Below are 22,825 nucleotides of genomic sequence, written 5' to 3'. Positions count from 1 at the left end.
CTTACACCACCTTCATATTCAGCGACATCGTGTGCGTACCGTCCGAGAATTTATGCGTACACTCATCGATGAGATACGGCTTCAAGCCTTCTTCCGGCAGATTCACATAGATCGTGTTTCCGGCACGGACCCGTAAATCCCCGATAGCCTCGATGGACAGCGTCTGCTGCTCCCTGTTCTTCAGCTCCAGCAAATTTTGCGCTAACTGCTTCAACTGAGCGGGATTCATGTTCTCGTCAGCAACCTCGTATAACTGGAGCAGGCCCCACTGGGCAATGTTTTGTCCATGCTGATATAGGTAAACGTCCCGCTTGCCCGTCTGCTTGTTGTCCCGCACGACTTTGATGCGGTTGTACGTCTCGTTGTCGATGCTTTTTTTATATGAAAAATCCGTCATGAGGCTGTCTTCTCCCACTGCAAGCATGAGCAGCATGTCGTTGATGTTGGTCAACGTCAGTTCGCCATACCGGTCGTAAAACATATAGTACTGCTTGGTCGCGATCAACGTGGAATCCAGGGCCTTACAGATGATATCGATCAATTTCTTGTCCGCTTCCAGCATGGCAGGGATCGTATGGCCCGTATCGGCCAGCGTTCCTGTCTTCAGATTGAAATCCTTGGCGATCTTCCGGATGATATCCTCCACCTTGGCATTCGTGAACCGGTAGGTGTCGTTGCTGGACAGGTAGCGCAGCTGATCGTAAGCCATCACCTTGACCTGGGCGTCCATGCCCCACTCTTTGGAAAAAACATACCCATAAAACAGATCCTTGTTATCCTTGCGGAAGCGCACAATGTCGCCGTTCTCCACTTCGAATGCCTTGCTTTGCGCCAGGCCATCGTTCACATAGTTGATATCCAGACTTGCCGGCTTCGCCTGACGGCTTGTTTTCCATGTGATGTCGGTTACGATCTGTCCCAAATCCCACACGCTTCCGTTCTTGCGGTCAATCATCAGTTCGATCACGATGCCACCTCTTTAGGGAATTTTCAGAACCCGGCCGACGGCCAGCTTCCGGACCTCATGGTCCTTGATTCCATTCAGTTTTTGGATGTCCGCATGACGGGAACCGCTGTCGAGCAGCTTTTGGGCAATACTCCACAAGGTGTCGCCTTTGGCAACCGTATAGGAGGTTGGTTTTTTGCGGTCATCCGGCCTGTCTTTGGTTTTCACCGCAGCGGCCTTTTTGTCCTTAACCGGCATAACCTTCCGTGCCCCATAGAACACATAGCGCTTAAGCGTGATCGAGAATTCGATATCTTCCGGCGATCCGGACATCGTATTCCAATTGAAACTTTCGATGGAGGCCGCCATGTTGATGCCAAAAGACTTCATCGCCCGCACCACATTCTTGCCATCCGTACCGCTCAGCGGATCGGGAACAAGCCCCGTCATGACAAAGCGAACAGGCCTTCGAGACTCCATCCAGCCTTTAATGGTATTTACGTATTCAATCGGAAGCTTCAGCTTCTTGTCAGAGCCTAGATGGACAAAGGGATACACTCTACCCGGAAAAAAGCTCTCAAATGAGATCTCCGTCAGCTTTGGATGCAGAATCGCATTCACTTCGCCTAGCCCCGCTACCGTATAGGTTTTGCCTTCACCGCTATCCTTGACGTCAATCCGCTCAGGGTTCACCGGAAATCGGAAAACCTCCTCCTGGTTATTGAAGCTCAGAAAAAATCCGTAATCGCTCATGCTACAAGTACACCCCCTCGGCACTGGACACAAACTGCTCCTCCAGCGTCCGGTTAATTCTCGACATGATCGTATCCAGATCGGCCCCGGAATTTATATCTCCCGTCGTCATCTGCACGGTCGGCGTCAGGGTGATCATATTGCTGATCGCATTCACTTCCGCCAAATCGCGCATCACTTTCAGATCCTCGCTTGCCACGTCCACCGAGTTATCCACTTTACCAATGGAATCGATGCTGCCGCCCGCAGGGGCTACCGGAATTGGGGCCGTTGGCATGGCGGGCATGGACGGGGTTGGGGTGGTTTTCGGAACGGTAACATCGTATCCGGTTTTGCCGGTGTTGTATTGTTTTAAAAGATCCTCGTTGTTCTTGCCCAAGCTCTTATCCGGCATGAATTTATCCTTGAAGGTATCCATTGAAAAATCTTCTATCGCTTTCTGTCCCGTATCCTTAAAATTCGTAAAGTCTGCTTTATACTCGATCTCTGCAATCTGCTTAGTGTCCATGCCAAGGACTTTGCCAAAAAATCCCGCTACCGCGTTCACACCTTTAATGATCCCGTTAATGACGGAAATGACGGTGTTGACCGTGTTTTGCGCCAGATCGACGATGAAGCCGAATACGTTGCTAAAGACCTTTTTTAGTCCTTGTGTAACTACACTCCAAACACCGAATGCTGAAATCACGGCGATAATTAAGGCAATTAAGAACATAAGTGGATTCGCGTTAATAATCATATTAAGAATTCTCATCGCTCCGGCTTGGATGCTGGTTGCTGCCGTTAATAGATTTGTCTTCATAGCTGCAACTAGTTGAGCGGCTCCATAGCCTAAAGCAACGATTCTGCTAGTAATTAGTCCAATATTGAGAATTCCTAGTAATACAGCTGCAAACGTAATGATAGGCAATAACCCCATAAATATGCTGATAACATTCCAGATTGCCACTCCAACGCCAGAGATCGCACCTTTAATAAATTCCCATGCCGGTGGTACCAGCTCAGCAATCCACATAAACACTTGGACCAATACAGATAACCCAATGGTTAAAGCATCAATGAATGGCTGAAAAGCTCCCGACTCCAATGCTACACTTATCATTTCCATTAACGGAATAATGGCTGCCAAAGCTCCAGTTCCAATCTGAACAAACGAGTTATCCACTAGTCCTAGCAGCTTCTGCCACTTGTTAACGGGAGAATCCATCATTGAGGCTAATGATTCTTGCGTCATGCCGGATTTTTGAAGCAGCTTATCCATGGATGAGAGAAACGCAGTAAAATTGCCCTTAGATGAGATAATTTCCGCATTGAAGCTTTTGATTTGGGCATCAGGAATATTAAAATTTTTCGCTAAAGAACTAGTATCTCCGCGCATTGCACTCATAATTGCCTCTGTTGCATCTTTAGAACTCTTGTTTCCTGACGACATCATGCTCATTCGATCGGCAAAGCCAGTAAGCTGCGTGAGTTGATCCGAATTTTTGGTTATAGACATAAACGAGAGTGCGTTTTCTAGAGATTGATTTACATCCGTTCCCGTTTTCAGCGCATTATTCTTGAATGTCTGAAACATCGCAGTGCCCACTTCCGCATTACCTGCTTTTACTTTAAATAGATCTTCAAGTTTCTGTTCCTGAGCAGCAGGAGCGATAGTCGTCTTGACGACAATTTCTCCCGCTTTATATGCCGATTTGGCAAATTTGAAGGCTTTGCTGAGGGCACTCGCTTTCTTTTCGCCTTCCCCCATTTTTTGATTCATTTGTTCGATGCCATCCACGACTTTTTCGGTCATTTGAAGCATTTTTTCTTTATACGAGACAGATTTTGCCGTTGTACGCGTTAATTTTTCTTGCTCTTCCTTCGCCTTAGTGATCTGTTTGACAACCTGTTCGTATCCCTTTTCAAACTGCAGCCATTGACCAACCAACACATCATTGGCCATGTTGTTAAAGTACGACAACGCATCCTTTACACTCGCCATTCCTTCACCCCCTTCTTCTACAACCTATCTCCGCTTCCGGACTCGCTCCAGCTTCTCCTTCTCCACCCGCATCGAGATCATGGCATAGATGGCGGCCCGTTCCCGAACCGACATCGCCATGAGCTGGTGAGGAAGGATGTGCAATTCATGGAGGGCGTAGTACGCATAGTTCGCGTCACCGTCGCCCTCTTTGATCAGTTTTTTACGTCATCCACCAGTTCGTTCATATCCCGGTCAAAACCGTTCAGGGCTTGGACCCGCTCGCCAAGCGCGGCGAATTCGCCAGGCAGCAGCATTTTGCGGAGCAGGGATTCTGCACCGAGCACGCCGTAGGATTTTTGCAGCTCGCTGTTTTTCAAATCCGGGTAAATGACGCTCGATACCATCAGCTTCGCCATATAGTCATTCGGGTCGATTTCCGGCGTGAAGACGCCGTTCTTGCCCTTGACCTTACGCGTAGCCGCTTTGCGGCACTCCTGATTCTCTTCCTCCGTGATGCTGCGCAGCTTCCAAGGCACGGGGCTCCCTTCCGCGTTCTTAAAACGAACAGAGACCACGAAATCCTCCGTGATCTCCGCAGACGACTGCCCAGCAAAAAACATGCTAAAATCGCTCATATTCCTTCCTCCTCAATTATGTTAAATATTAGGCCAATGGGTTAAACGGCGTCTCAATCCGCACATTCTCAAACGTGAAGGCCACTTCTTCCTCCAGCGCCTCCGCTTCAGTGTCGAGCGATGCCATAATCACGCTGTCCAGGTTGACCCCTTCCAAAATCACCGTCTGACGTCCCGTGGTCGATCCCGGATCCTCATTGCGCACTTCGATCATGAAGTAGGCGTCTTTGCCGGTTTGGATGTATTCCATCATCAGTTCACGGAACAGCGAGGTCACATAATAAATGGTCATCGTGCCGCTGCCCTTCCAGCCAATGGCTTTATGCTGTACGGCACGTTGGCCCATCGTTTTCAGCTCAGCTTTTTCCTTCTCCACCGTAGCTTCCAATGTTTTAATGTAGAACATTTCCTCCATACGGTCGCCAATTTTGACAAATGCCTTGCCCTCTTGCCCCGAAATCGTGTCGCTTGCCCGCAAAAATGCCATCTTAGACCACCTTCACTTTCATGTATACTTTTTCAATCGCATCCACCGGCTGTACCTTGATATCCACAAACAGCACATCGCCTTCCGTGCCCGGCGTCACCACAATATCTTCGTTCGCATCGAAATTCTGGATAGCCCCGATATTCTGCAAAGACGCAAAATACGCCGCGCATTCCGCCCAAAACAGCGTCCGGCCATCCACATTGTTGTCTACCTTCCCGATATAGGACTTCTCAAAAATCAGCTTCAAATCATTCGCAATGCCATCCAGCACACGGACCACACGGTTTTTGGAAAAATGGCGCGCTTTGGCCGGCTCAATCGATGTAAAACTGTTAATATCCTGCTCGACTACGGCCTTGCCGCCGCTGTAGCTGAACAGGAACTCGCCCTTCGTCAGCGCTTCTTCAATCTCCGTGTGGCTAAGACGAACATCGGTATCCACCGCTTCATCGTAAGCCGCATACGTCAAGGATTCGTTGACCGCTGCCGCTGCCGTGGCTCCTGTGACCCAAGCCACCGCCTTCACCTTGTCTACTATGGTACCGTCGGTGAGAACAACGCCATTTTTCACGGAGATGATTCCTTCATAATCTGCAGTTGGATAGTCGGACAATACAGCTTGGACCTTCTTGCCTTCCTGCTCACGAAGTCGCTTGACGAATGCGGTATACAGGGACTTGAGCGTTGGGTCTCCAGACAACAGGCCAACAGTCTGAAAGTCTTGGACCTCAAGCGCGGCAAGGAAGTCCACATGCTCTTGGTTCGTCACGGTGCCGTTGGCGCCGCCAGTCAGAGCAAACCCTGCCGTTGCCGCCATATCGCCGGTATCCGGTGCAAAGGTTACATACAGGTTCGGCTGCAGTTCTGCTGCACTAGCTACAAGCTGCTTGTCCACAGCTTTGCCGCTCAGCAGCGTGCTGACCACAAACTTGCCGGGATCATCCACCGCGTCCTCTACAACGATCTGGATATCATTTCCGCGTTCTCCGCCGTAAAGAGCTGTTGCTTTCAGTCCGGCAACCGAACCGGCTGCCTGTACGCCGCTGTTCAAGCGGTACAACAGGAGTGTGCCCGCACGCTTAAGCACTTCTTTTACCGAGAGCAACTGTTGTGCCGTGATGTCATGACCCAGCACCTCAACCAGATTGGTACCTGGTTTGATCGTCAGAATCTTTTGTGGCTCTCCCCATGGAAGGGACAAGCCCAGTGCGGCAATCCCCCTTTCACCTACGCGCCCGATCGGCTGCTCCTGCGATGAGATTTGGGTGTAAACGCCTGGTCTTACTTTGTTGGGTGTTGTCCATGTTCCTCCGGCCATTTAGATGACCTCCTTTTTCAAAAATGTGGTGAGTTGCTCTTTCGCTTGCCGAACGGTGTACGTTTTGCTCTCTTCGAGAATGGCGTTCAGCACATCCTTCTCGCGATTAGTGAATTGATTGGATTGTGCCAGCTGTTGCTTGTTGAATGTCGGTGCTGTTTCTTTTTTACTCATTTCAATCCGCCTTCCTGTTTCAATATTTGCATCTTGCTTTCCGTTTCGACCTGATCGCTCGTCATCTGAATGACATACTCTGCACGAAAATACCCTTCTCCCGATGTCCCATCATTCCCCGTTGGCCGCTCCCACGCCACTGATGAGGCGCGGCATGAACGGCCTTCGACATCAAGGGATGTTAAGCTTTCCAGCATCTCATCCATGATCATTGCTACCGGCTTCTCAGAAACCGGAACGTAATAGATCTTGAAATGAAAACGAGCCGCATATCGATTGGTCGATATCGGCTCGAACTCGGCTAGGGTTAGCTCGGTATGGAAGTATGGGGCTGGAGGCAGTGGATCGGCATCCTCTTTGGTGATGATCGGGATGTCGGGGTAAGAGCTGGATAGTTGGGATGCTAGGGCATCGCGTATGTGTTGTGTTGTCATAGCTGCTCCTTCATTTATAATAAAATTTCTTTTATTGTTCTGGTTATCTGATCTTGAATAGTTTCAACATATGCATTTATAAATTTCCTATTTTAAATCTTCACCTAATTTCACTACTTTACAGTGTAGATGAGAATAAGCAAGATAATAATCTTGCAAAATTATAATAAGTCCCTTCTCTATCCGAACACTATATATGAAGTAGAATTGAAAGAGCTAGTAAAATCAAATGTTATGAAATCGGGCCCGAATGTTATAGCTTCCCTGAAGTTAATCGTATATTGTTCCCATGTCCCTGAAGCATAAGTAAGTCTTGATAACAGATTACTTCCAACAACAACATTATTCCCATTATTATATGCAAGTATATAACCAGTTGCAGTGGCAAAATTATATCCAGTCCATGGGGAATCATTGGAATGTCTAGAACCGTATAACAGTAGTATTTTAGGAATAAAAGGTATGCTAGATATAGTCCTTGTGCTGCTATTTAACATACCAGAAAATACTTTTAACTCTGTATTTATCTGGCTAATCTTTGTTGCTAATGCCATATTAGAATCTGAAATTGAAGCAACAACACCCTTACCTGTTATTGCATCAGCAATTGATTTTTTTTCAGCAGTTGTCATTCGTTCTAGGACCCCTATAACGCCAAATACTGAAACATCCTTTGGCAAATTGTCAGGAGAGAGTTTTGTTTCCGCTCTAATAAGCTGAGACGTAGTTACTTTTATCTCCCCATCTCCAGCCCCGCCTTTTTGATAGCCCTTCTCAGGATAAACTGCTAGTGCCCCATCTCCCCATTTCGCTACTCCGGTTGCATCTCGTACTCCGGTAAGGTTCGGCATTGTCCCCGTCACCCCATTCCCACTACCATTACTAAACGTCTTCCCCGCCAGCACATCCCCAGCTGTCGCATTCCCCGTCGCCTTAATAACCCCTGCCATCTTAGCAACCAGCTGCGCCCAGGTCTCACTCGTGGATGCCGCTACCCCAATGGAATTGAGCGCGGCAACCACATTGGCTTTTTGCTCAACTCCAAGCTGCTTTCCCGCGAGCGCCTCGTCATAAGCCGCCTTCACCGCTTTCTCCGTAGCCGCCACATTCTCCCTCGTACCATTCGTGGCACTGGATAGCTGCACAATACCCTTCTCTGTCAACGAAGCTTCCGGAATATCCACATCGATATTTCCGAGCTCATCCCGGACTTGCCCCACAGCCTCATCAATCTTATCCCAGTTCTCATTCAGCATCGTCTCGATGTTAAAGGTCTCATTGCCATCCACCATAGGGTCTTTCTTTAACAGTCCTAAATTCGGTGTGTTACTGGACAACTCAAACACCTCCTGCAAATTTGTTTAACGGCGTCTGGCCCAGCTCGCCCAAAGTCATCACTTCATGAATATCGCGTATGAGCAAGTAGTTGAACGCATACGCCACCGCCAGATGCGCCGGCTTGATCTCCTCGATCGCAGCCTTCAGATCCTCCAGATTCGGCGGGATGCCGAGCGTATCCACGAACTTAACCGTAAAGCCCCATTCCTCGGGCTGAAAAGATACCTCGACCGTGCCGCCATCGTAAGCTTCCGCCACATTTTTCACGAGCGCTCCGGAGAAGGTTCCCGCTCCGCGCAGCTTGGACTCCAGCACCGCCCGCCGCTGCTCGATCGGCTTGTTTCGGTCGGTGGGAATGCCGAGCTCCATCTCCCAGCGCTCAAGTCCCCAGGTCGCTGTACGGACGAAGAACTGGTCTGCGGCTGAGTTCAGTGCTTGGTAAAGTGCGTCCAACTCGCTGCCCTTGGCATCCATATCGGCTTGCATGACGCGGGAGGTCTCGTAATAAGCCGGAAGATAAGAAAACAGCTCGCGACCGCGCAAGCTGTTCATTCGGGTATTATTCACTTACGCTCACCGTCCCGAGCACCGCGACCTGACCGGAGCCAACTTCGATGTTTTGCTGCTCGGTATGGCCGTTAATCGTCAAATCCGAGTAGTCGACGATAATCGGAATATCCAGCAGTACGGCGGCAATACGAGTGTATCTTACCAACGGATCTTTCCTATTAAAAGCAATCTGCTGTAAATACGTCCGAACGCCGTCCTCGATCAGCTTCCGAATTTCGTCCATCGTCGAAGGCTGCTCCTGCGTACGCTGCACTTTGACGGAGATATCAATCGGAACTTCCGCCGCTGGCATCACGGTAATAACGGGACCCGCCGGGGCTACGCCATCTCCCTGTCCATCCTGCGACGGGTCAATGTGCTGCTGAACGGCATCCACGATATCCGCGCTTGCCGCACGCTTGTCCGTATCCAGTAGGTACAGCCCAACGGTGCCGGGCCCTTTCCACAACGGCGCCACTTCCACGCCGCCAACGCCGGCTATCTCATTGGCCCACTGCATGTACTGCGCTTTGTTGCCGCTCGTTCCCTGACTTCGGACTTTCGCGTAAAAGCGCTCCAGAAGCGACTGATCGCTTTCGGTATCCGTCCCGCTACGCGTCGGTTCCGGATTCGTAACCGATGTTACGCCGCTGACCGACGTCATCATAAGCTGAATGACATCTGCGGGAACATTCCCGCTGCTGCCCGGCGTAACGGCGCGGATTGGCGCCGTGCCGACACCCATGTCATTCAGCGTCACACCTGATGTGGTCACATACTCCACGGAGGATTCCCCGGAGCCCTCATCTGCTGGTGTAGCTACGTAGGTTCCGGCTGGCACGGTCGTCCCCGGCTTACCCGTAAACACAACGCTGCCGGACGAAGCGACCGCTTCACGCCGGGTAATCCCATGCTCTGCCGTCCTCAGATCGAGTTCGGCAGACCGGATATCCGGATGATCGCTTGCCACGGTGCTCGCAAAGCCTCGACGCAGCAGCTCCTGTGCCCACAAGGCGGCCTCAGACAGCATAAACGCAACCGGCGCCTGCGCATCCCAAATAAAAGAGCCCTCCGACTTGTCGATGTCTGAAGGCACTTTGTTCAGCATGCGGTTCATAATGTTCTCTTCCGTCTGATCCAACAAATATAACGGCAAGTCTGCCATCAGATCACCACGCTTTCTATGATTTCCGTCTCATCCCGTACGCTCGTAATGCGGCAGCTGAAGCGGCAGGCCTCTCCTTCCCATTCAAAAAGAAATTGATCCACGCTCTCCGTCCGTGCGTCCGCCAGCAGCGCCTCGGTTACCATGCGCTGAATTTCGCTCTCTTGCAGAGATCGGTCGTAGCCTTTGCCCACCAGCTCCTCCAGCTCGCTGCCGTAATCGCGCGTATAGATCAAATGGCGGTATCGCGGCGTACGGATCGCTTTTTCGCACCAGATGACCCAAGCTTCCTTGTCGTCCGCAACCGGAATTTTCCGGGTGGGAGTCATCACGAACTCGCCGGCTTCAAAATCATACCGCCAGCTTCGTCCAAAAACGGCTCCTTCACCCTCCAGTACCACCGGATCCGTGGCATCCGTCCAAACCATATCCTCGTTTTCGGGAAACAAATTAGCCACCGCTGCTCACCACCTTGCATACAACCACCACGTCATTGCCGCTGTTGACCCGAACGGCCAGCACGCGGTCCCCCGGTTTCAAGCCTTTTCCCAGCTCAAAAAGGGTATCTTCGACTTCATTTTCTTCCACATCAAATGTCATTTCCTGCTGCTGTCCTCCCAAAGTGGCGGTACCAGCAGCCGTATAACGGGGCAAGGACAGCATTCCTGGCAGCTCCGCCACCATATAGTCCTGCAGCTCATGCTTAAAATCATCCAGCTTAAGTCCCGTCGAGGTTATCGTGCCGAGCACGGCCCCTACGCCGCCCATGGCTTGACGGGTTTGCTTGTTCAATGAGGCATATAAGGAGGACGCCAATTGTCCATAGGGGTCTTTATTCAAGGTAAAACCTCCTTTTTACATCGTCATAACTCCCCAGCTCCAGCATCATGCTCCCGGGGTTTCCCAGCTCACGGCTGACGGAAATCACGAGCAGTTTCATCGCGCCCAGCATGACCGCATCACCTGCACGGATCGTATTGATATCGGGTGCGTTCAGAGAGATCGTCTCCCGAATCCCCCTCAGTTTGCTTCGGGCCAGCTGGCGGGCAGCCGCAGGCGACTTCACTTCATCATCCTGAATGATCGCTTGGAGTTGGCCGTATTTGGCGATATCCTTCTCCTCGATGGCCATGACCTTGGAAGGAACCTCTTGCCCGGTCTCGCTGGCGGCTGTCGCCAGCACCTTGACCTTGGTCGCCGCGCCCTCCAAAGTCCGCGATTGCGTGGTATCCGTGATAGCCTCCAAGATGTAGACTTCTTTGTTCGTTCCCAACTCATACAGCTCAAGACCTGAAGAGATCATCCGCGGATGATACAGCTTGCCGCCGGCTTTGGCCGTCTCCCGCAAATCAGCGAACATGCTGGCATAAATCGACTGCGTCCGGTAAACGGAACGCCCCAGCTGCTTCTCGGTATCGGGCAAAACCGCAATTTTCAGGTTCCAGTCCGCCGCATACTTTTTGAACCGCTGGGTGGCGGTCTGCTTCGCCGGAAACAGATATTCATCCTCCGACTTGTCGAGGTATACCGTCCGATCGTACAGCGTGAGGGTCATTCGCTTCACCCCATTGTTGGAGGTTTCCACTTCCCACACGACAGCCGGGTGCAGCAGGGGGACATAATCTTTTTTACCGTATGGAATTCCGCTGATCCGGATCGCCATTCCCGGCGAAATCGGCGGCATATCCGGCGTGACAACCAGATTGACGGTTCCCTGGTAAGCGACTTGTTCAAGCGAATCCCGCAGGTTGATAGCTTCCACCAACGGAGACAGATCGTATTGATCCTGCAAAATCACTTTGTAACTCATGACAGCACCAGCTTCTGGCCGGGTTTGATGGCGTTCGGATCTTTGCCGATCGTCTTCTGATTCAGCTTGTAGATCTGGTTCCATTTCGAGCTGTCCCCGAGCTCCAGTTTGGCGATTTTGGAGAGTGAGTCCCCTGACTTAACGGTGTACGTCTTGTTCTTTTCCTTCATGTCGGCCCGGGGCTTTTTATTTGTTCCAGATGCCCCGCTGCTGCCTGCGGTTTTGGCCACCTTCATGTCGCTCCATGTCCGGAGCGTGATGTCAAAATATACGTCTCCAACTTCCCCGCCCCGGAACGTGGACTGATGGGAGGCGACATACACCGGCACGTTCACCGCCGTCTTGGTAATGACAAATTGCAGCGGCGTTTTATATGCCAGAAACTCGTTAAGTTTATTCATCGCGGTTTGCGGTTTAATATGATCTCTCTCATGGCCTTTACAAAAAGCTGCATCATACTCTTGCGGGAAAAAGGAAGAGAACGATATCTCTTTAATCCGATTCCCTTGCGGAAAATCAAACTCTCCATAGTTGAGAATCGTGGCCGTTTCCAGTCCCTTTTGCCTTGAAATGGTTACCTCTTCCGGATTAACCGGGAATCGGAATGTCATGCCTTTGCCGTTCTTCAAAATAAACTCCACCTTGGGCCCCTCCTTTCTGTATGGATGCCTTCGGACCGACTTCATAATTGCCGTTAACCATTATCTTCAATAGGCCATCGGAGTCGGCTTCCGGTTCTGGGCTGCTTTGCTGAATTCGGCTCTCAGCCGCTGCCCGATCAGAAGAATCAATCCTTCTACATCGATCGGGTGCTCCTCATGCACCGTTACCTGCACCGCGCCTGAAGGTAGATTGTAATTCACGGTTGTCTCCGTTTTGAAATCCATCAGCAGGCCGGATATCGTGCTCATCTGCTCTGGGCTGATCTGAACGGATTGCGGAGACGTCGACTTCCCTGCAAAAGCTTGGTTTTGCGCTGCACTCACGGGTGGACCTAAAGTACTCATGCTTGTAGCATGGGTAGGCGGCATATACGGGCCGTATGTCGGGCTCAATGTTGGATTCGGCAGCAGCGGCTTGCTGAAATCAGTCGGCGCTGGTTTCGGGATGATGGGAGCCGGAAGGGCAGCTGCACTCGAAGGTGGTTCCTTCGGTTGAGCAGCTTCCTTGTCTTTTTTCCCGAAGGAAAACGTTTTGGAGAACCATTTCGACACCGTCTCCTTACCCTCGTTGAATTTATCACCGATACCGGTAATGGCGCCGCCCACCTTCTCGCCAATAAAGCTACCTACGGTGCCGCCGAGCGTTGAGCCGATCATCGTGCCTGCAACCGGGATCACGGAGCCGACGAGGCCGCCGATCGTGCTTCCGATGCCGCCGCCGACGGTAGAGCCTATCGCTTGGTTTCGTTCTTTTCCCGGTTTAGCGGTAGCGATTGCGGTCGCATCGGCTATAAAACTTAATGGGCCAAGTGCGCGTTTACCAAGCCCCTTCATCAAGCCGGAGCCTAGGCCGCTTTTGCCGGCATTTTTCACTGCATTTGCTCCAGTGCTACCGTCAGCTGCCTGTTTTACTGCATCTGATCCTGCACCGGCCTTAACAGCGCTCGCCGCGCCGCCGGATACGATGCCGCTGGCACCGCCGCCTCCAAACAAATCCTTGGCCCCATCCCAGACAAATTTTAGTCCCTTCACCACTCCGCCTCCCAAAGTACCAACGGTTTCTATAAAATCCCCCGTTTTATCAGCTTTGTTAAGACGCTTTCCCCACTTCGTTAGAGGTTTTTCCACTTGTTCAGTTTTGGGAGCAGCGGTGGGAGTTTGACTGGCTTTTTTGCCTCTTTGTCCAGGTCGAACTATTCGACCTTTATTGACCTCGGTTGGCTTAGTCTCGGCAGCTTTATTTCCCCAGGCCCCCTTCAGGCCTTTGGTTTTATCTTTCAGTTGCCCCCCGGCTCGCATAGTTGCTCCAAAAGTGGTAATGCCGGCAAACGCATTTATCGCCGTATCCCAACCAGATTTTTTACCGCTCCCGCCGCCTCCAAGCTGAAGCGATCCAAGCGCATCCGTAAGCTTATCCACCGCAGTCGTATTCGCATTCAGCGCAGCGATCATCGGAGAGAAATCAAGCCCTGCCGCCCGCAAATCCACCTGAACGCTTGCCTCGATCTGCTTCTGCACGCTCAGGTTTAGATTCGTTTCGATCTGCTTCTGCACATTCAGCTTCACATTCGCTGAAGCTTGGATGACTTGCGACTTCACCCGCTGCATTTTGGCCAGCAGGTTGTCCAGCCCCTTCGAGGCGCTGTCCTTCAGCACGATTTCAGGTGCCATGCGGGTACGTCCGATACGCATGACGCGTCCTTGGATCCGCTCAAAATAACGCTCCATCGCCCGCAGCTCGCGGTTGGCCTTGATCACGTTTTTCGGATCGATGACCAGATTCATGCGGTAGTTCATGGCTTCAGCCATTTCGTTTCACCTCCTGTTCACTTCAAACTCTGACCGGCCATGCCCTCGATCTCCTCCTGGGAGAAAGCGAGCAGCAGCAGGCGCTCGCCTCGCGGGAGCCGCCAAAAATCTCCGGGACGAAGGTGATGCCGGACCCACAGATGATACAGCATCGTCGTCATTCCCCCGGAGCCGATCAGTTTTTTAGGTCAGCAATCTCAACCCCGAAACCGGACAGCTCCAGTACTTTATCGCCTACGGCATCCAGCTCTCCGGCCAGCAGCATGCGGCGGACCGCCTGCTCTCCGCCCGACAGCTTCAAGCGGCTTGTAATCCGCGGATCGCCCCAGCCGCTAAGCGTCAAGCCCTTCACCGACAGACTGCTCGTCGCTTCGGAAATGAGCAGCGCATTAAAGGTTTCGGTATCCACCTTTTCATCCACCGCGCCCTTTACCGTCCGGCGAACCGTGCAGCGCTCGCGGATGCTGTCCACCTTGCTTGAAGTCAAACCCTGCAGCACCATCTGCATATCCAGCCGCTTAATGCGTACCGTCTCCTCCGGCAATCTTTCCGCCGCCTCGAACAGACTGTCCAAAATTTGCTCTTCGCTCATGTTCTCATGTAAGCTCATGCGTAATATCTCCTTTACTCATAAAATAGTAGCCCCAACTCAGCAGACGACGTTCACCCGAATCAGGCACGCCCTGCCGGGGAACGCTGCCTGCTAGTTTGGTGCGCTCAAGCCGTGTTTAAGGTAAATAGCCCTTAATCCCCCTGAATCGGATCCAACAGCTCGTACCCCTCAAAGGTAAACGAGGTTTCCTCCTGCACTTCCTCGCCCGCCGTCCAGTTGGCCAGCTGGATTTTGTCCGGCATGCAGCGGATCAGGCGAACGCGCTCATGGCCGTAGGATTCGGGATCGTCCAGCTTGGAGATGATATCGAATTTGGTGAAGCCGCGGGAGATCATATCGGAAGTAACCTTGTACCCGCTCATTGTGCCGGTTCCTTTTTTGCTGCCGTTTTTGTGCACCGTCCAGTCGTTGCCGACCAGCTTCAGCTCGCGCTTCTCCAATTCCACGCTGGCTTCCAGCTTATTAATGTGCGTCTGCCATACCCCGTCAATATATGCCTGGCCGTATGTCCCCATAATGACTCTTGAAGCATCCAACATATTAAGTTCCTCCTCGATTTCGTTAAGTTTTTAAGAAAAACGTTTATGGACGTGCATCCACAGAAGGCAATTCGGTTCTCATCTTAAATGCACTGATCGCTCTTCTCGTTATTGCACGTAAAACGTACCGAACAGCTGCTCCATCACGTCGGTCAGCTTCACGTTCCACTGCAGGAAGACCTGGTCCGGCTCCGGCGCGTTCACGGCGGAATCGCCGTAGTAGGCCGGATCGAGAATGACGTCATAACCGTCCGGCTCGATGACATTGCTCAGCGACAACGTAGCGAGATATTCCTTCACGGCGCCGATCAGCGCGAGTCGGCCTTCCTCGGTATTGTTCACCTTGCCGATGTAGGTCTGTTCCGCGGCCAGCTGCAAATCCGCATGGATCGCATCCATCACGCGGATGGAACGGATTTTTTTCCAGGCATTGTTTTGGCCTTCCGCCGGATTCACCAGCGTGTTGATGCCGCGCAGCGCCTTCACCTGACGACCGTCGTAGAACAGGACGAATACGCCATTGCGTACGGCCTGCTCCTGCTCGGAGCGCGTCCAGCGGCGTGTCACGTCTTCGAAAGGCGTTACCGCGTATGTAGCGGATTGGTTCAAGCGCTGACCGGCAATAAGTCCGGCTACGTAAGCAGCCGTCTGCGCGGAACTGTAGTTCACGCCGGACAGACGCACGCCCGTACCCACATTGATGATCCCTTCATGGTTCAATGCAAGCGACCGGTCTGCGGCCAGCTTGGCTGCATCCTTGGAGATGTCGTCCGCCGCGCTTCCGCCGAATACGGCCATCACGCCGCGTCCTTCTTGACGGAGACGCTTTACCCAGGCCGCAAAGCTCTGCAGCAGAGCCATATCCGCGGCGTAATCCAGGGCGAGTACGTTAAATTCCTGGCCTTCGACTGCATCCAACATCTCGACATAATCCGCATTCGTCAGGCCGCCGTTGCCGCTCTTGCCTCCGGACAGCGCGGCTCCGTTCACGTCAGCGGGAACGCCGGACGTGTCCAGTGCGATTGCCGTCACCCAGAGGTTCTCGGCATCTTCGTTGATCTGCGCCGCCATCGACGCGGCGGATCCGTCCGGGCTGGAATAGGTGCCAAGCAGCTTGGCGCCTTCATAAAGGCGAAGCTCGCGTGCAGTCGGGTCGATCAGCGACGGCTGCAACGTTACGGAGAAGCCGTTGCCACGGCTGCCCGGGTATTTGGCCTCAAGCTTCAGCACGTCCGAAGGCGTAGCTTCAGTATTTTGAAGCGTCACGCTAGCCGCTGCCGCCGTATTGTCCGCCAAACGATAAGCCAGCAGCTTTTTCGGACCGCCGAGCAAGGCCAGATAAAGCGTCTCGTAAGCGGTAGCGCCATTCTGGCTATCCGCGGAATACAGTTCGGAAATCGCGAACTCGCTTCCGATCTCCACGAACTCCCGCACCGGTCCCCAATTGGCTTTGACCGGCACGACGACCGTACCGCGACTGCCACCCTGAACAGCCGACGCGGCTGCTGCCTTGAAATTCATATACAAACCCGGCAGTACCGGTTTATTCGTGCTTTCCCATGTTCCACCTGCCATGATTAGACCACCTTCGCTTTCATGAATTGTTGGATTCTTTCTTTGACCTCGGTTACCGTGAACTGCTCTCCATCTGCCCCATACATGGCACCCGCAAGCACTTCCGCCCGAACCTGGAACAGTTCATGGGCGTGTGCTTCAAGTTCCGCCAAGGCATATCGGGGAGCGCTGCTCCCGGGAGCTTCGGATTTGAGTGTTTTTTTCACAGCCATATTGGCCACCTCACTTTAAGATAGGATGAATGTTAACGCGCCTGATCAAGGCGGCTTCCTCCGGCGAACGGTTCTTCCGCTGGGCCAGGGTCAGCTTAATCTGACCGTCCAGAATGGGATCGGCCTGCATATCGGAGGAAATTTCCGCAACGGATAAATAACGGCGTTCCTGTAAGTCCAGAACCAGCTGGACCTGGGTGCCAAGCTCCTCCACCAGCCTTGCAGCCGTGAGCTGCTCGTCCGCGGAATCCAGGGAGGCGATATGCCCGATAAAGGTTTTGCGGACCTCGAACATCGAAGCTCCCGCCATTCGGGTCTCGCAGCCGGTCATCCGCCATAATACGGCGTGATCCTCCCGCCCCGCAGGCCATGCCGTATGGTAGATGCGCCAAGGACCACCCAGCATATCTCCTGTCCAGGCTGTCAGCGTATCCAGCCATTCATCCGGCTGTCCGACGGAGCCTGCCCCGGATGGCTGCGGCATATAGATCCCGAATCGCAAGACCCGGATCATGCTGCCTGAAACAGGATCAAGCTTGTCGGCCTCCGGAACACCCAAATAATGAAGCTTGAATGCATTTCCGTCGGCTCCGGCAACCCGCTTGCGGTGAAGTCCCTGAATGAGTAGATCCGCCCATCGATCCAATTGCGGCAGATCGGAACGATCCCCATGCAGCTTCAATCGCACCACCTGCCGGTACCCGGCCCATGAGGATTTCCAGACGTCCTCGCCGAGCGTGATCACGGCATACAGCGGTTCGTTTACCCCGTCCGGCGGATGCACGTCATATACATGGCCGTCAAGCTCCGGAATGAGGAATGCAACGGCCTGTTTGACCGCCCCTCTCATTCCGCGGTTTTCCGGACGCTCTCCGGTCGGCCATAGGACAGCCATCTGCTCATGACGATCACATGCTTGTGCAATATGACCCCCTCCTTTCTTGTCATATAAAGAATCGGAAATGAGACGCTCCAGGCATCAACCGCAGCAAAAAACCGGTCCTTCTCAAGGCCGGCTCACATCGACTGTGTGCGTGTTCGGTACGCTCTGTTTTGCTTCATTTCCGATAATACAATCTTACACCCCTAAATCGGATGCGCTGACGCCTTATGGGACGTTTCATGCTGAACTTTAAGCGGAATGTCGGCGGAAAATAGTGCGAACCTATATTCGTGTTTATAGTTGATTTCCCAGTCTTAACTTGTTTTTCCCGTGAAATGCTGCCTTCTATATTAGAAATAAAAAAAACCGGAGGACGTCCATAATGGAAGTCCTCCGGTTTTGCTCGATGTGATGATCCATGCTCGCACTTGTCAGCTCATTTTGCTCTTGGCGGCTTTCTCTAATTCCTGCAGCTTCAGCAGTCCTCTGTCCGCCAAAGCCAAGGCCAATTTATAAAAAGCACGGGTGCGGATCTTCGTATACGTGTCCTTGCTGACCGGCGGCTCGAGGATATGGTTGTACACTTTGTAATCGAATACGTCGTCCTGTTTCATGTACCGTTCCCGAATCAGGGTCTGCTCCCGCTCGCCAAGCCGTTCCACGATCGATTCGATCGTTTCGCAATACTGCTTCCTGGCCGCCGGCATATCTACATTATATATGGCAACCGCTGCCGTTTGGTCCGAGGTGACGTTGGTCGGTCCGTGGAACCTCTCCGTGTAGGATGCGGTCACGCTCATCTCCCTGACTTCGAATGTAATGGTTTTATAGATGCGATATTTTTCGAATATCGCTTCAACGGCGCTTTGGGTCTTTCTGCGATCCAATTCCGGTAACAATGGATTCATTCGGAAACACTCCCCTTTTATTGTCATGGTCAAGCTTACAATTTGCCATTTGGCAGAAGTCGGTTCTTCATCTTATGTTCGCATATTGTTCGTATTTTTCATTAATATACCACTATTTGGAGACCGGCGTAAACCGTCAAATGGACGAACTATATAGAGGAATATGGGACATCCCTCTCATTTTCTTGCCTTTTGGCAATAATCCTCTCTTTTATTTTACCTGTTGGCAAAGGATGGGAATGCGTTTATACTATATGTAGATGTTTCAGATGGACTATGGTGAGGAGTGGCCGGAACGTGGAACGCATATTTGGATCGTACTTGAAAGAGATGAGGGAGAACAAAGGCTGGAGCATCAATCAGTTGGCCCAGGCCGCCGACATCAGCGGATCGCAGATCTCGCGGATCGAGAATGGGCTGCGGGGCATACCCAAGCCGCAAACACTGCGCAAAATGGCGGAAGCGCTCGAGGTTCCCTATGAAGAGCTGATGAACAAAGCAGGTTATCTGCAGCAGGATGCCGCCAAGCACGAAGAGATACCGGCTCCCGCTTGGGCAACTTCCAGGGATAAACGGGATTTCAAGAAAATGCTCGAGGATGACGGCGAGCTCATGTTTGACGGGGTCCCTCTGAGCGGGGAGGACAAGCAGCGCATCAAGGACGTCTTGACCGGACTGTTCTGGGAAGCCAAGCAGATGAACAAACGCAAGAAATAAATCCACATGCATAAGGAGATACATAACGATTCTTACGATTCAACCAAAACCAATATTGCAGGTGAACTGCCATGGATGATCATTTACAACCTTTAATCCGTCAGCTGATCAAAAAACATCACACCAACTGCCCCTTTGAAATAGCGGCTTCCTTGGGCATACATATTCGGTTCGCGGATTTAGGCCAGACGACCAAAGGACTGTATTTCCGTAAACTAAGACGGAGATTCATCGTCATCCACAATCAGCTGCCGCCGCCGTGGCAGCGCTTCGTATGCGCGCATGAGCTGGGGCATGACCGTCTTCATAAGGGAATCAGCCGTTTTTTTCTGGAGGAGCATTCCTATTTCAGCCCGGGCAAACTGGAGCGGCAAGCGAACCGCTTTGCCATTGCCCTGTTGACCGCAGGTCTCGCGCCCGGACCCGGAGAGTCCCTGCACGAATTCTATCTGAGAGCCGGCATTCCGCAAGAAATGCTATATTTTTTTAGATTTTAAACGAACATACGTTCCTGATTAGCATCCATTCTTTACTTTCATTCAACCACCGATGGGCAAAAAAGAACCCGCCTTTGGCTTGTCGCCAAAAGCGGGCTGCTGGGGAAGCCAATGCTTCCATTGGATAAGAAATTATCCGTGAGGAAGGCAGAGAGACTTCATCTATTATTGGGTCCGTTTAACTGCGCTCATAACGGTTCAAAGATAGCAACCTGCCGCTTGCCAATCTTCAGATGTTGAATTCTTTTAAACCGGTCATGCTTTAATTTCTGGCCTTTGTCGGATATGACGGCAACCACCGAACGGGCGGGATCCAGGATCGCATGTATGCCGTTAAAAAAATCCTCCACCGGCGCCTGGCTTCCGCCGCTCCAGCTAACCATGTCCCCGTAAGGGAGATCGGTCATGACGATCTGGGTCCCCTTGCAGGAGGCCAGGCTTTCCTCCGGTTGGGGCTGGGTAATATCGGCTTGAAAACAAACCGTTTCTTCCAAACGGGACATTCTTATCAGCTCCCGCAGTCGGTCAGCGCTTTCCAGCGCATCCTGATGGGATGGCTTATGATAGAGCGCCAACAGCTCTTTCAGCTGTTCGGTGCGTTGTTCCAGCCCTTCTTCACGGAGCAGCGACAGGTTCTTCCCGGCGATGCCGAGCACCTCCGCGTTAATATCAGAGCCGATGACGCGGCGAATGCGCCGCCCATGCAGCAGGCCCACCACCGTCAACAGATACGCCCCTCCGCAGCAGGGATCGTATAAGGTATAAGGCCCCTGTACGCCTTTTTCCTCTAATATATGAAAGCACCGCTGGGCAATCTCGCTGGCCAGCCTGACGGGAAACGACGTCGTTCCCTGCGCATTATACAGTACCCGGCCGCTCGCGAAATCCTCGTAGCTGCGCTGGGCTGATTCATAGATATATTCCATTCGAACGATTCCTTCCATCCGGCTAAAGCCTGAGTAGTTTCCAATGATTCCTCATACAGATTAACATCCCTTGGCCATATCTCAAAATCCGGTTGCGGCTCCCTGCTCACAGTTTCAACGAACGGCTTACCTTTCCCTTCGATAAGGCAGAAATGACGGTTCGGCATGCGTAAAACCGCAATAATGTCGCGGTGGAAGCATGATCACAGCTAACAGAAGCTTCAGCCTGCCGCCTCTACTTATCCAGATGGGACATATAATCAAACGCCGTCGTGCCGTACACGTTCTTGAAATGCCGGTTCAAATGGGCAAGATCCGTGAAGCCGCATTGGGTCACAGCTTGATAAACATCCCGGCTGTCCTCGATCAGATGCTTGGCGCGCTCCACTTTGCAGTTCAAATAATACTGATAGGGCGACAGCCCCGTATTCGCTTTGAAGGTTCGGATGAACTGATACTTCGACATCCCGAACTCCCCGCTCAATTCGTCCAGACGGAGGACATGCTCCAGATGATCGTGCATCATGTCTTTCGCCTTCCGCGTAAATACGCTGTCCTTCCTGCCGTCCGGGTTCAGAATATCCTCGTTAAAATGCCCCGCCAAGCCCAGCAGCAGCTCGCTGCTCTTAGCCTCCGGCTGACCCGTGAAGATCGACCTCGTCACATCCAGAATGCTCTGCCGCAGTCCCGCATGATATACGATCGGAGATTGGAACCGCACGATATCCTTTTTCTGAGTCAATTCCAGAAAGAGCTCCGGATGAATATAGATCATCACGTAGTCGATGCCCGTTCGTTCCTGGGACCAGCCATCATGATTCTGCTCCGGATGGAACAGCATGACCCCGCTTTGGTAAGAAGCCTGCTGGCTGCCGTCAAGGACGTACTTCTGTATGCCGCGCAGCGTAACGCCGAGGGCATACTCCTCGTGGTAATGCTTCTTGTATTTGAAATCCGTCAGGCTTGCGGACAGCGCCGTAATGCCCACCGCTTTTTTATAAATAAACTGCTCCATCTTCCTTCACCCCTTTATGAGCTCCGGTATGCCGGATACGACAATCGCCGAATACAGCAAAAACAAAGCCAGGATCGTGTTGGTCGTCCTCCGATATTTTTGCATAATTCCTTGAAAAAGGCTACCGCACACGGCCCAGGTCATATACGCGGACAGCCCGATTAACGATACAGCGACCACAAACGCCGAAACGACAGGGCCTGCCGTATAATAAGGCATCACGTAGCTGGGAATGACCGTCAGCGTGAACATTACCACCTTCGGATTGATAAACTGCATCAGAAATCCGGACGTAAAAGAAGCCGTTTGGTTAACGCCGGACTTGGATACGTCCATATTATACACTTGATACGCAAGATACAGCATGAACAGGCAGCCGGCTACCCGCATGATCGGCAGAATGATCGGCATGCCGGAGGACAGCAGCTGGCCTAATAAGACCGAAGCGGCGATTAATAAGAAAAAAGCGATGGAGGCACCGGCGATGTAGCGTAAGGTCTTCTTCATGCCGGAGTTCTGGACCGAAGACAGAATGACGATATTGGACGGTCCCGGCGAGAAAGCCACGATAAAACAGTAAATAAAAAACGAAGACAGGTTCATGATGATAGCTCCTAACAAAGGAATTTCCTTTGTCATTATAGAGCCGGACGCGAAGCGGGGCATAGTACATTATTGCAGCAGAACAAGAGCCGTAACGAGTACGGCCCTTAAGCGAAAATCATTTCATGATACCGTCCTTAATGACCGGACTGGTACGTCTTCGGTTGCTCCTGCGCATGCGCGCTGCCGGATAAATTGAGCAGCACGACCCCTGCGATGATCAGCAGGATCGAGAAAACTGTCTTTCTTTCATATCCGATATATCAAATGATCCCGGCGTGTTTTCGA

Annotated in this window: 28 protein-coding genes; 2 read left to right on the top strand and 26 right to left on the bottom strand. The window is 52.0% G+C overall.

The genetic code is table 11. The features are described 5' to 3' along the window. Position 1 precedes the first annotated feature (1 nt). The 23 genes from RB298_RS24330 to RB298_RS24220 all read right to left on the bottom strand — a co-directional run bounded on the left by RB298_RS24330 (position 2) and on the right by RB298_RS24220 (position 18,779). Positions 2-967 carry an XkdQ/YqbQ family protein gene (locus RB298_RS24330; RefSeq protein ID WP_192570634.1) on the bottom strand — a complete coding sequence of 322 codons (966 nt, stop codon included), beginning with the start codon at positions 965-967 and terminating at the stop codon, positions 2-4. A gap of 12 nt (positions 968-979) precedes the next feature. Next, complete coding sequence (locus RB298_RS24325) at positions 980-1,699, bottom strand: LysM peptidoglycan-binding domain-containing protein (protein ID WP_486048960.1); 720 nt, start codon at positions 1,697-1,699, stop codon at positions 980-982. Position 1,700: 1 nt separating this feature from the next. Beyond that, positions 1,701-3,683 carry a phage tail tape measure protein gene (locus RB298_RS24320; protein ID WP_486048958.1) on the bottom strand — a complete coding sequence of 661 codons (1,983 nt, stop codon included), beginning with the start codon at positions 3,681-3,683 and terminating at the stop codon, positions 1,701-1,703. 194 nt (positions 3,684-3,877) lie between these two features. Further along, a complete protein-coding gene (locus RB298_RS24315) occupies positions 3,878-4,300 on the bottom strand; it encodes a phage tail assembly chaperone (protein ID WP_486048956.1) in 423 nt (140 codons plus the stop codon). 28 nt (positions 4,301-4,328) lie between these two features. Beyond that, positions 4,329-4,787 (bottom strand): phage tail tube protein, encoded by a 459-nt coding sequence (locus RB298_RS24310; RefSeq protein ID WP_119846504.1) that lies wholly within the window; start codon positions 4,785-4,787, stop codon positions 4,329-4,331. A 1-nt stretch (position 4,788) separates the two neighbouring features. Continuing rightward, positions 4,789-6,108 carry a phage tail sheath family protein gene (locus RB298_RS24305; protein WP_486048954.1) on the bottom strand — a complete coding sequence of 440 codons (1,320 nt, stop codon included), beginning with the start codon at positions 6,106-6,108 and terminating at the stop codon, positions 4,789-4,791. Then, on the bottom strand, positions 6,109-6,282 hold the full coding sequence (locus RB298_RS24300; protein WP_486048952.1) for a hypothetical protein: 174 nt from the start codon (positions 6,280-6,282) through the stop codon (positions 6,109-6,111). Then, positions 6,279-6,716, bottom strand: coding sequence for a phage tail terminator family protein (locus tag RB298_RS24295; RefSeq protein WP_486048950.1), 438 nt, complete (start codon positions 6,714-6,716; stop codon positions 6,279-6,281). The genes RB298_RS24300 and RB298_RS24295 overlap by 4 nt, the downstream gene beginning before the upstream one ends. 179 nt (positions 6,717-6,895) lie before the next feature. Further along, positions 6,896-8,053, bottom strand: coding sequence for a phage tail protein (locus RB298_RS24290; RefSeq protein ID WP_486048948.1), 1,158 nt, complete (start codon positions 8,051-8,053; stop codon positions 6,896-6,898). Between the two features lies 1 nt (position 8,054). Continuing rightward, on the bottom strand, positions 8,055-8,621 hold the full coding sequence (locus tag RB298_RS24285; protein WP_486048946.1) for a YmfQ family protein: 567 nt from the start codon (positions 8,619-8,621) through the stop codon (positions 8,055-8,057). Beyond that, positions 8,614-9,768 (bottom strand): baseplate J/gp47 family protein, encoded by a 1,155-nt coding sequence (locus tag RB298_RS24280; protein WP_486048945.1) that lies wholly within the window; start codon positions 9,766-9,768, stop codon positions 8,614-8,616. Before RB298_RS24280 ends, RB298_RS24285 begins: the two co-directional genes overlap by 8 nt. Next, the gene (locus tag RB298_RS24275; protein WP_486048943.1) at positions 9,768-10,226 is read right to left on the bottom strand and encodes a DUF2634 domain-containing protein; all 459 of its coding nucleotides are present in this window, start codon (positions 10,224-10,226) and stop codon (positions 9,768-9,770) included. The genes RB298_RS24280 and RB298_RS24275 overlap by 1 nt, the downstream gene beginning before the upstream one ends. Then, on the bottom strand, positions 10,219-10,608 hold the full coding sequence (locus RB298_RS24270) for a hypothetical protein (RefSeq protein ID WP_486048941.1): 390 nt from the start codon (positions 10,606-10,608) through the stop codon (positions 10,219-10,221). The genes RB298_RS24275 and RB298_RS24270 overlap by 8 nt, the downstream gene beginning before the upstream one ends. Further along, a complete protein-coding gene (locus RB298_RS24265) occupies positions 10,601-11,578 on the bottom strand; it encodes an XkdQ/YqbQ family protein (RefSeq protein ID WP_486048939.1) in 978 nt (325 codons plus the stop codon). The genes RB298_RS24270 and RB298_RS24265 overlap by 8 nt, the downstream gene beginning before the upstream one ends. Next, positions 11,575-12,219 carry a LysM peptidoglycan-binding domain-containing protein gene (locus RB298_RS24260; protein ID WP_096776598.1) on the bottom strand — a complete coding sequence of 215 codons (645 nt, stop codon included), beginning with the start codon at positions 12,217-12,219 and terminating at the stop codon, positions 11,575-11,577. The genes RB298_RS24265 and RB298_RS24260 overlap by 4 nt, the downstream gene beginning before the upstream one ends. Positions 12,220-12,285: 66 nt before the next feature. Then, positions 12,286-14,049 (bottom strand): hypothetical protein, encoded by a 1,764-nt coding sequence (locus RB298_RS24255; RefSeq protein ID WP_486048937.1) that lies wholly within the window; start codon positions 14,047-14,049, stop codon positions 12,286-12,288. 17 nt (positions 14,050-14,066) lie between these two features. Continuing rightward, positions 14,067-14,201, bottom strand: a complete 135-nt coding sequence (locus RB298_RS24250; protein ID WP_015737373.1) for a hypothetical protein — start codon at positions 14,199-14,201, stop codon at positions 14,067-14,069. 23 nt (positions 14,202-14,224) lie between these two features. Further along, positions 14,225-14,659, bottom strand: coding sequence for a phage tail assembly chaperone (locus RB298_RS24245; protein WP_192570619.1), 435 nt, complete (start codon positions 14,657-14,659; stop codon positions 14,225-14,227). Between the two features lie 134 nt (positions 14,660-14,793). Next, entirely contained in the window at positions 14,794-15,201 is a 408-nt protein-coding gene (locus tag RB298_RS24240) for a phage tail tube protein (RefSeq protein ID WP_009594594.1), read from the bottom strand. Positions 15,202-15,309: 108 nt separating this feature from the next. Beyond that, complete coding sequence (locus tag RB298_RS24235; protein WP_486048935.1) at positions 15,310-16,776, bottom strand: phage tail sheath family protein; 1,467 nt, start codon at positions 16,774-16,776, stop codon at positions 15,310-15,312. 2 nt (positions 16,777-16,778) lie between these two features. Beyond that, positions 16,779-16,988 carry a YqzN/YkzM domain-containing protein gene (locus RB298_RS24230; RefSeq protein WP_192570616.1) on the bottom strand — a complete coding sequence of 70 codons (210 nt, stop codon included), beginning with the start codon at positions 16,986-16,988 and terminating at the stop codon, positions 16,779-16,781. A 10-nt stretch (positions 16,989-16,998) separates the two neighbouring features. Continuing rightward, complete coding sequence (locus RB298_RS24225; RefSeq protein WP_486049136.1) at positions 16,999-17,838, bottom strand: hypothetical protein; 840 nt, start codon at positions 17,836-17,838, stop codon at positions 16,999-17,001. A gap of 464 nt (positions 17,839-18,302) precedes the next feature. Beyond that, positions 18,303-18,779 carry an ArpU family phage packaging/lysis transcriptional regulator gene (locus tag RB298_RS24220; protein ID WP_015737378.1) on the bottom strand — a complete coding sequence of 159 codons (477 nt, stop codon included), beginning with the start codon at positions 18,777-18,779 and terminating at the stop codon, positions 18,303-18,305. A 297-nt stretch (positions 18,780-19,076) separates the two neighbouring features. Here RB298_RS24220 and RB298_RS24215 point away from each other — a divergent pair, with 297 nt between their 5' ends. Both RB298_RS24215 and RB298_RS24210 read left to right on the top strand, forming a co-directional pair. Next, positions 19,077-19,496 carry a helix-turn-helix domain-containing protein gene (locus RB298_RS24215; protein WP_009594555.1) on the top strand — a complete coding sequence of 140 codons (420 nt, stop codon included), beginning with the start codon at positions 19,077-19,079 and terminating at the stop codon, positions 19,494-19,496. A 71-nt stretch (positions 19,497-19,567) separates the two neighbouring features. Continuing rightward, positions 19,568-19,993: an ImmA/IrrE family metallo-endopeptidase gene (locus RB298_RS24210; protein WP_096776604.1), complete on the top strand. Its 426-nt coding sequence runs from the start codon at positions 19,568-19,570 to the stop codon at positions 19,991-19,993. Between the two features lie 188 nt (positions 19,994-20,181). Here the strand turns inward: RB298_RS24210 and RB298_RS24205 are convergent, their stop codons facing one another. From RB298_RS24205 to RB298_RS24195, 3 genes are all read right to left on the bottom strand, one after another. Then, positions 20,182-20,919: a hypothetical protein gene (locus RB298_RS24205; RefSeq protein WP_192570614.1), complete on the bottom strand. Its 738-nt coding sequence runs from the start codon at positions 20,917-20,919 to the stop codon at positions 20,182-20,184. 235 nt (positions 20,920-21,154) lie between these two features. Further along, entirely contained in the window at positions 21,155-21,934 is a 780-nt protein-coding gene (locus tag RB298_RS24200; RefSeq protein WP_096776606.1) for an AraC family transcriptional regulator, read from the bottom strand. 6 nt (positions 21,935-21,940) lie between these two features. Continuing rightward, the gene (locus RB298_RS24195) at positions 21,941-22,537 is read right to left on the bottom strand and encodes a LysE family translocator (protein WP_096776607.1); all 597 of its coding nucleotides are present in this window, start codon (positions 22,535-22,537) and stop codon (positions 21,941-21,943) included. Between the last annotated feature and the right edge of the window lie 288 nt (positions 22,538-22,825).

Origin of the sequence: Priestia sp. BR_2 (assembly GCF_041954005.1) — a bacterium.
Classification (GTDB): domain Bacteria; phylum Bacillota; class Bacilli; order Paenibacillales; family Paenibacillaceae; genus Paenibacillus_AQ; species Paenibacillus_AQ lautus_A.
Note: the sequence above shows the minus strand (reverse complement) of the source record. Positions and strands in the feature narration are given on the sequence as shown.

What these genes read in the sequence shown, in the direction of transcription:
- RB298_RS24325 (WP_486048960.1), bottom strand. Translation starts at nt 1,699, where the DNA reads ATGAGCGATTACGGATTTTTTCTGAGCTTCAATAACCAGGAGGAGGTT.
- RB298_RS24315 (WP_486048956.1), bottom strand. Translation starts at nt 4,300, where the DNA reads ATGAGCGATTTTAGCATGTTTTTTGCTGGGCAGTCGTCTGCGGAGATC.
- RB298_RS24230 (WP_192570616.1), bottom strand. Translation starts at nt 16,988, where the DNA reads ATGGCTGTGAAAAAAACACTCAAATCCGAAGCTCCCGGGAGCAGCGCT.
- RB298_RS24295 (WP_486048950.1), bottom strand. Translation starts at nt 6,716, where the DNA reads ATGACAACACAACACATACGCGATGCCCTAGCATCCCAACTATCCAGC.
- RB298_RS24255 (WP_486048937.1), bottom strand. Translation starts at nt 14,049, where the DNA reads ATGGCTGAAGCCATGAACTACCGCATGAATCTGGTCATCGATCCGAAA.
- RB298_RS24245 (WP_192570619.1), bottom strand. Translation starts at nt 14,659, where the DNA reads ATGAGCTTACATGAGAACATGAGCGAAGAGCAAATTTTGGACAGTCTG.
- RB298_RS24225 (WP_486049136.1), bottom strand. Translation starts at nt 17,838, where the DNA reads ATGAGAGGGGCGGTCAAACAGGCCGTTGCATTCCTCATTCCGGAGCTT.
- RB298_RS24205 (WP_192570614.1), bottom strand. Translation starts at nt 20,919, where the DNA reads ATGGAATATATCTATGAATCAGCCCAGCGCAGCTACGAGGATTTCGCG.
- RB298_RS24265 (WP_486048939.1), bottom strand. Translation starts at nt 11,578, where the DNA reads ATGAGTTACAAAGTGATTTTGCAGGATCAATACGATCTGTCTCCGTTG.
- RB298_RS24250 (WP_015737373.1), bottom strand. Translation starts at nt 14,201, where the DNA reads ATGCTGTATCATCTGTGGGTCCGGCATCACCTTCGTCCCGGAGATTTT.
- RB298_RS24210 (WP_096776604.1), top strand. Translation starts at nt 19,568, where the DNA reads ATGGATGATCATTTACAACCTTTAATCCGTCAGCTGATCAAAAAACAT.
- RB298_RS24310 (WP_119846504.1), bottom strand. Translation starts at nt 4,787, where the DNA reads ATGGCATTTTTGCGGGCAAGCGACACGATTTCGGGGCAAGAGGGCAAG.
- RB298_RS24200 (WP_096776606.1), bottom strand. Translation starts at nt 21,934, where the DNA reads ATGGAGCAGTTTATTTATAAAAAAGCGGTGGGCATTACGGCGCTGTCC.
- RB298_RS24305 (WP_486048954.1), bottom strand. Translation starts at nt 6,108, where the DNA reads ATGGCCGGAGGAACATGGACAACACCCAACAAAGTAAGACCAGGCGTT.
- RB298_RS24220 (WP_015737378.1), bottom strand. Translation starts at nt 18,779, where the DNA reads ATGAATCCATTGTTACCGGAATTGGATCGCAGAAAGACCCAAAGCGCC.
- RB298_RS24300 (WP_486048952.1), bottom strand. Translation starts at nt 6,282, where the DNA reads ATGAGTAAAAAAGAAACAGCACCGACATTCAACAAGCAACAGCTGGCA.
- RB298_RS24280 (WP_486048945.1), bottom strand. Translation starts at nt 9,768, where the DNA reads ATGGCAGACTTGCCGTTATATTTGTTGGATCAGACGGAAGAGAACATT.
- RB298_RS24320 (WP_486048958.1), bottom strand. Translation starts at nt 3,683, where the DNA reads ATGGCGAGTGTAAAGGATGCGTTGTCGTACTTTAACAACATGGCCAAT.
- RB298_RS24235 (WP_486048935.1), bottom strand. Translation starts at nt 16,776, where the DNA reads ATGGCAGGTGGAACATGGGAAAGCACGAATAAACCGGTACTGCCGGGT.
- RB298_RS24240 (WP_009594594.1), bottom strand. Translation starts at nt 15,201, where the DNA reads ATGTTGGATGCTTCAAGAGTCATTATGGGGACATACGGCCAGGCATAT.
- RB298_RS24195 (WP_096776607.1), bottom strand. Translation starts at nt 22,537, where the DNA reads ATGAACCTGTCTTCGTTTTTTATTTACTGTTTTATCGTGGCTTTCTCG.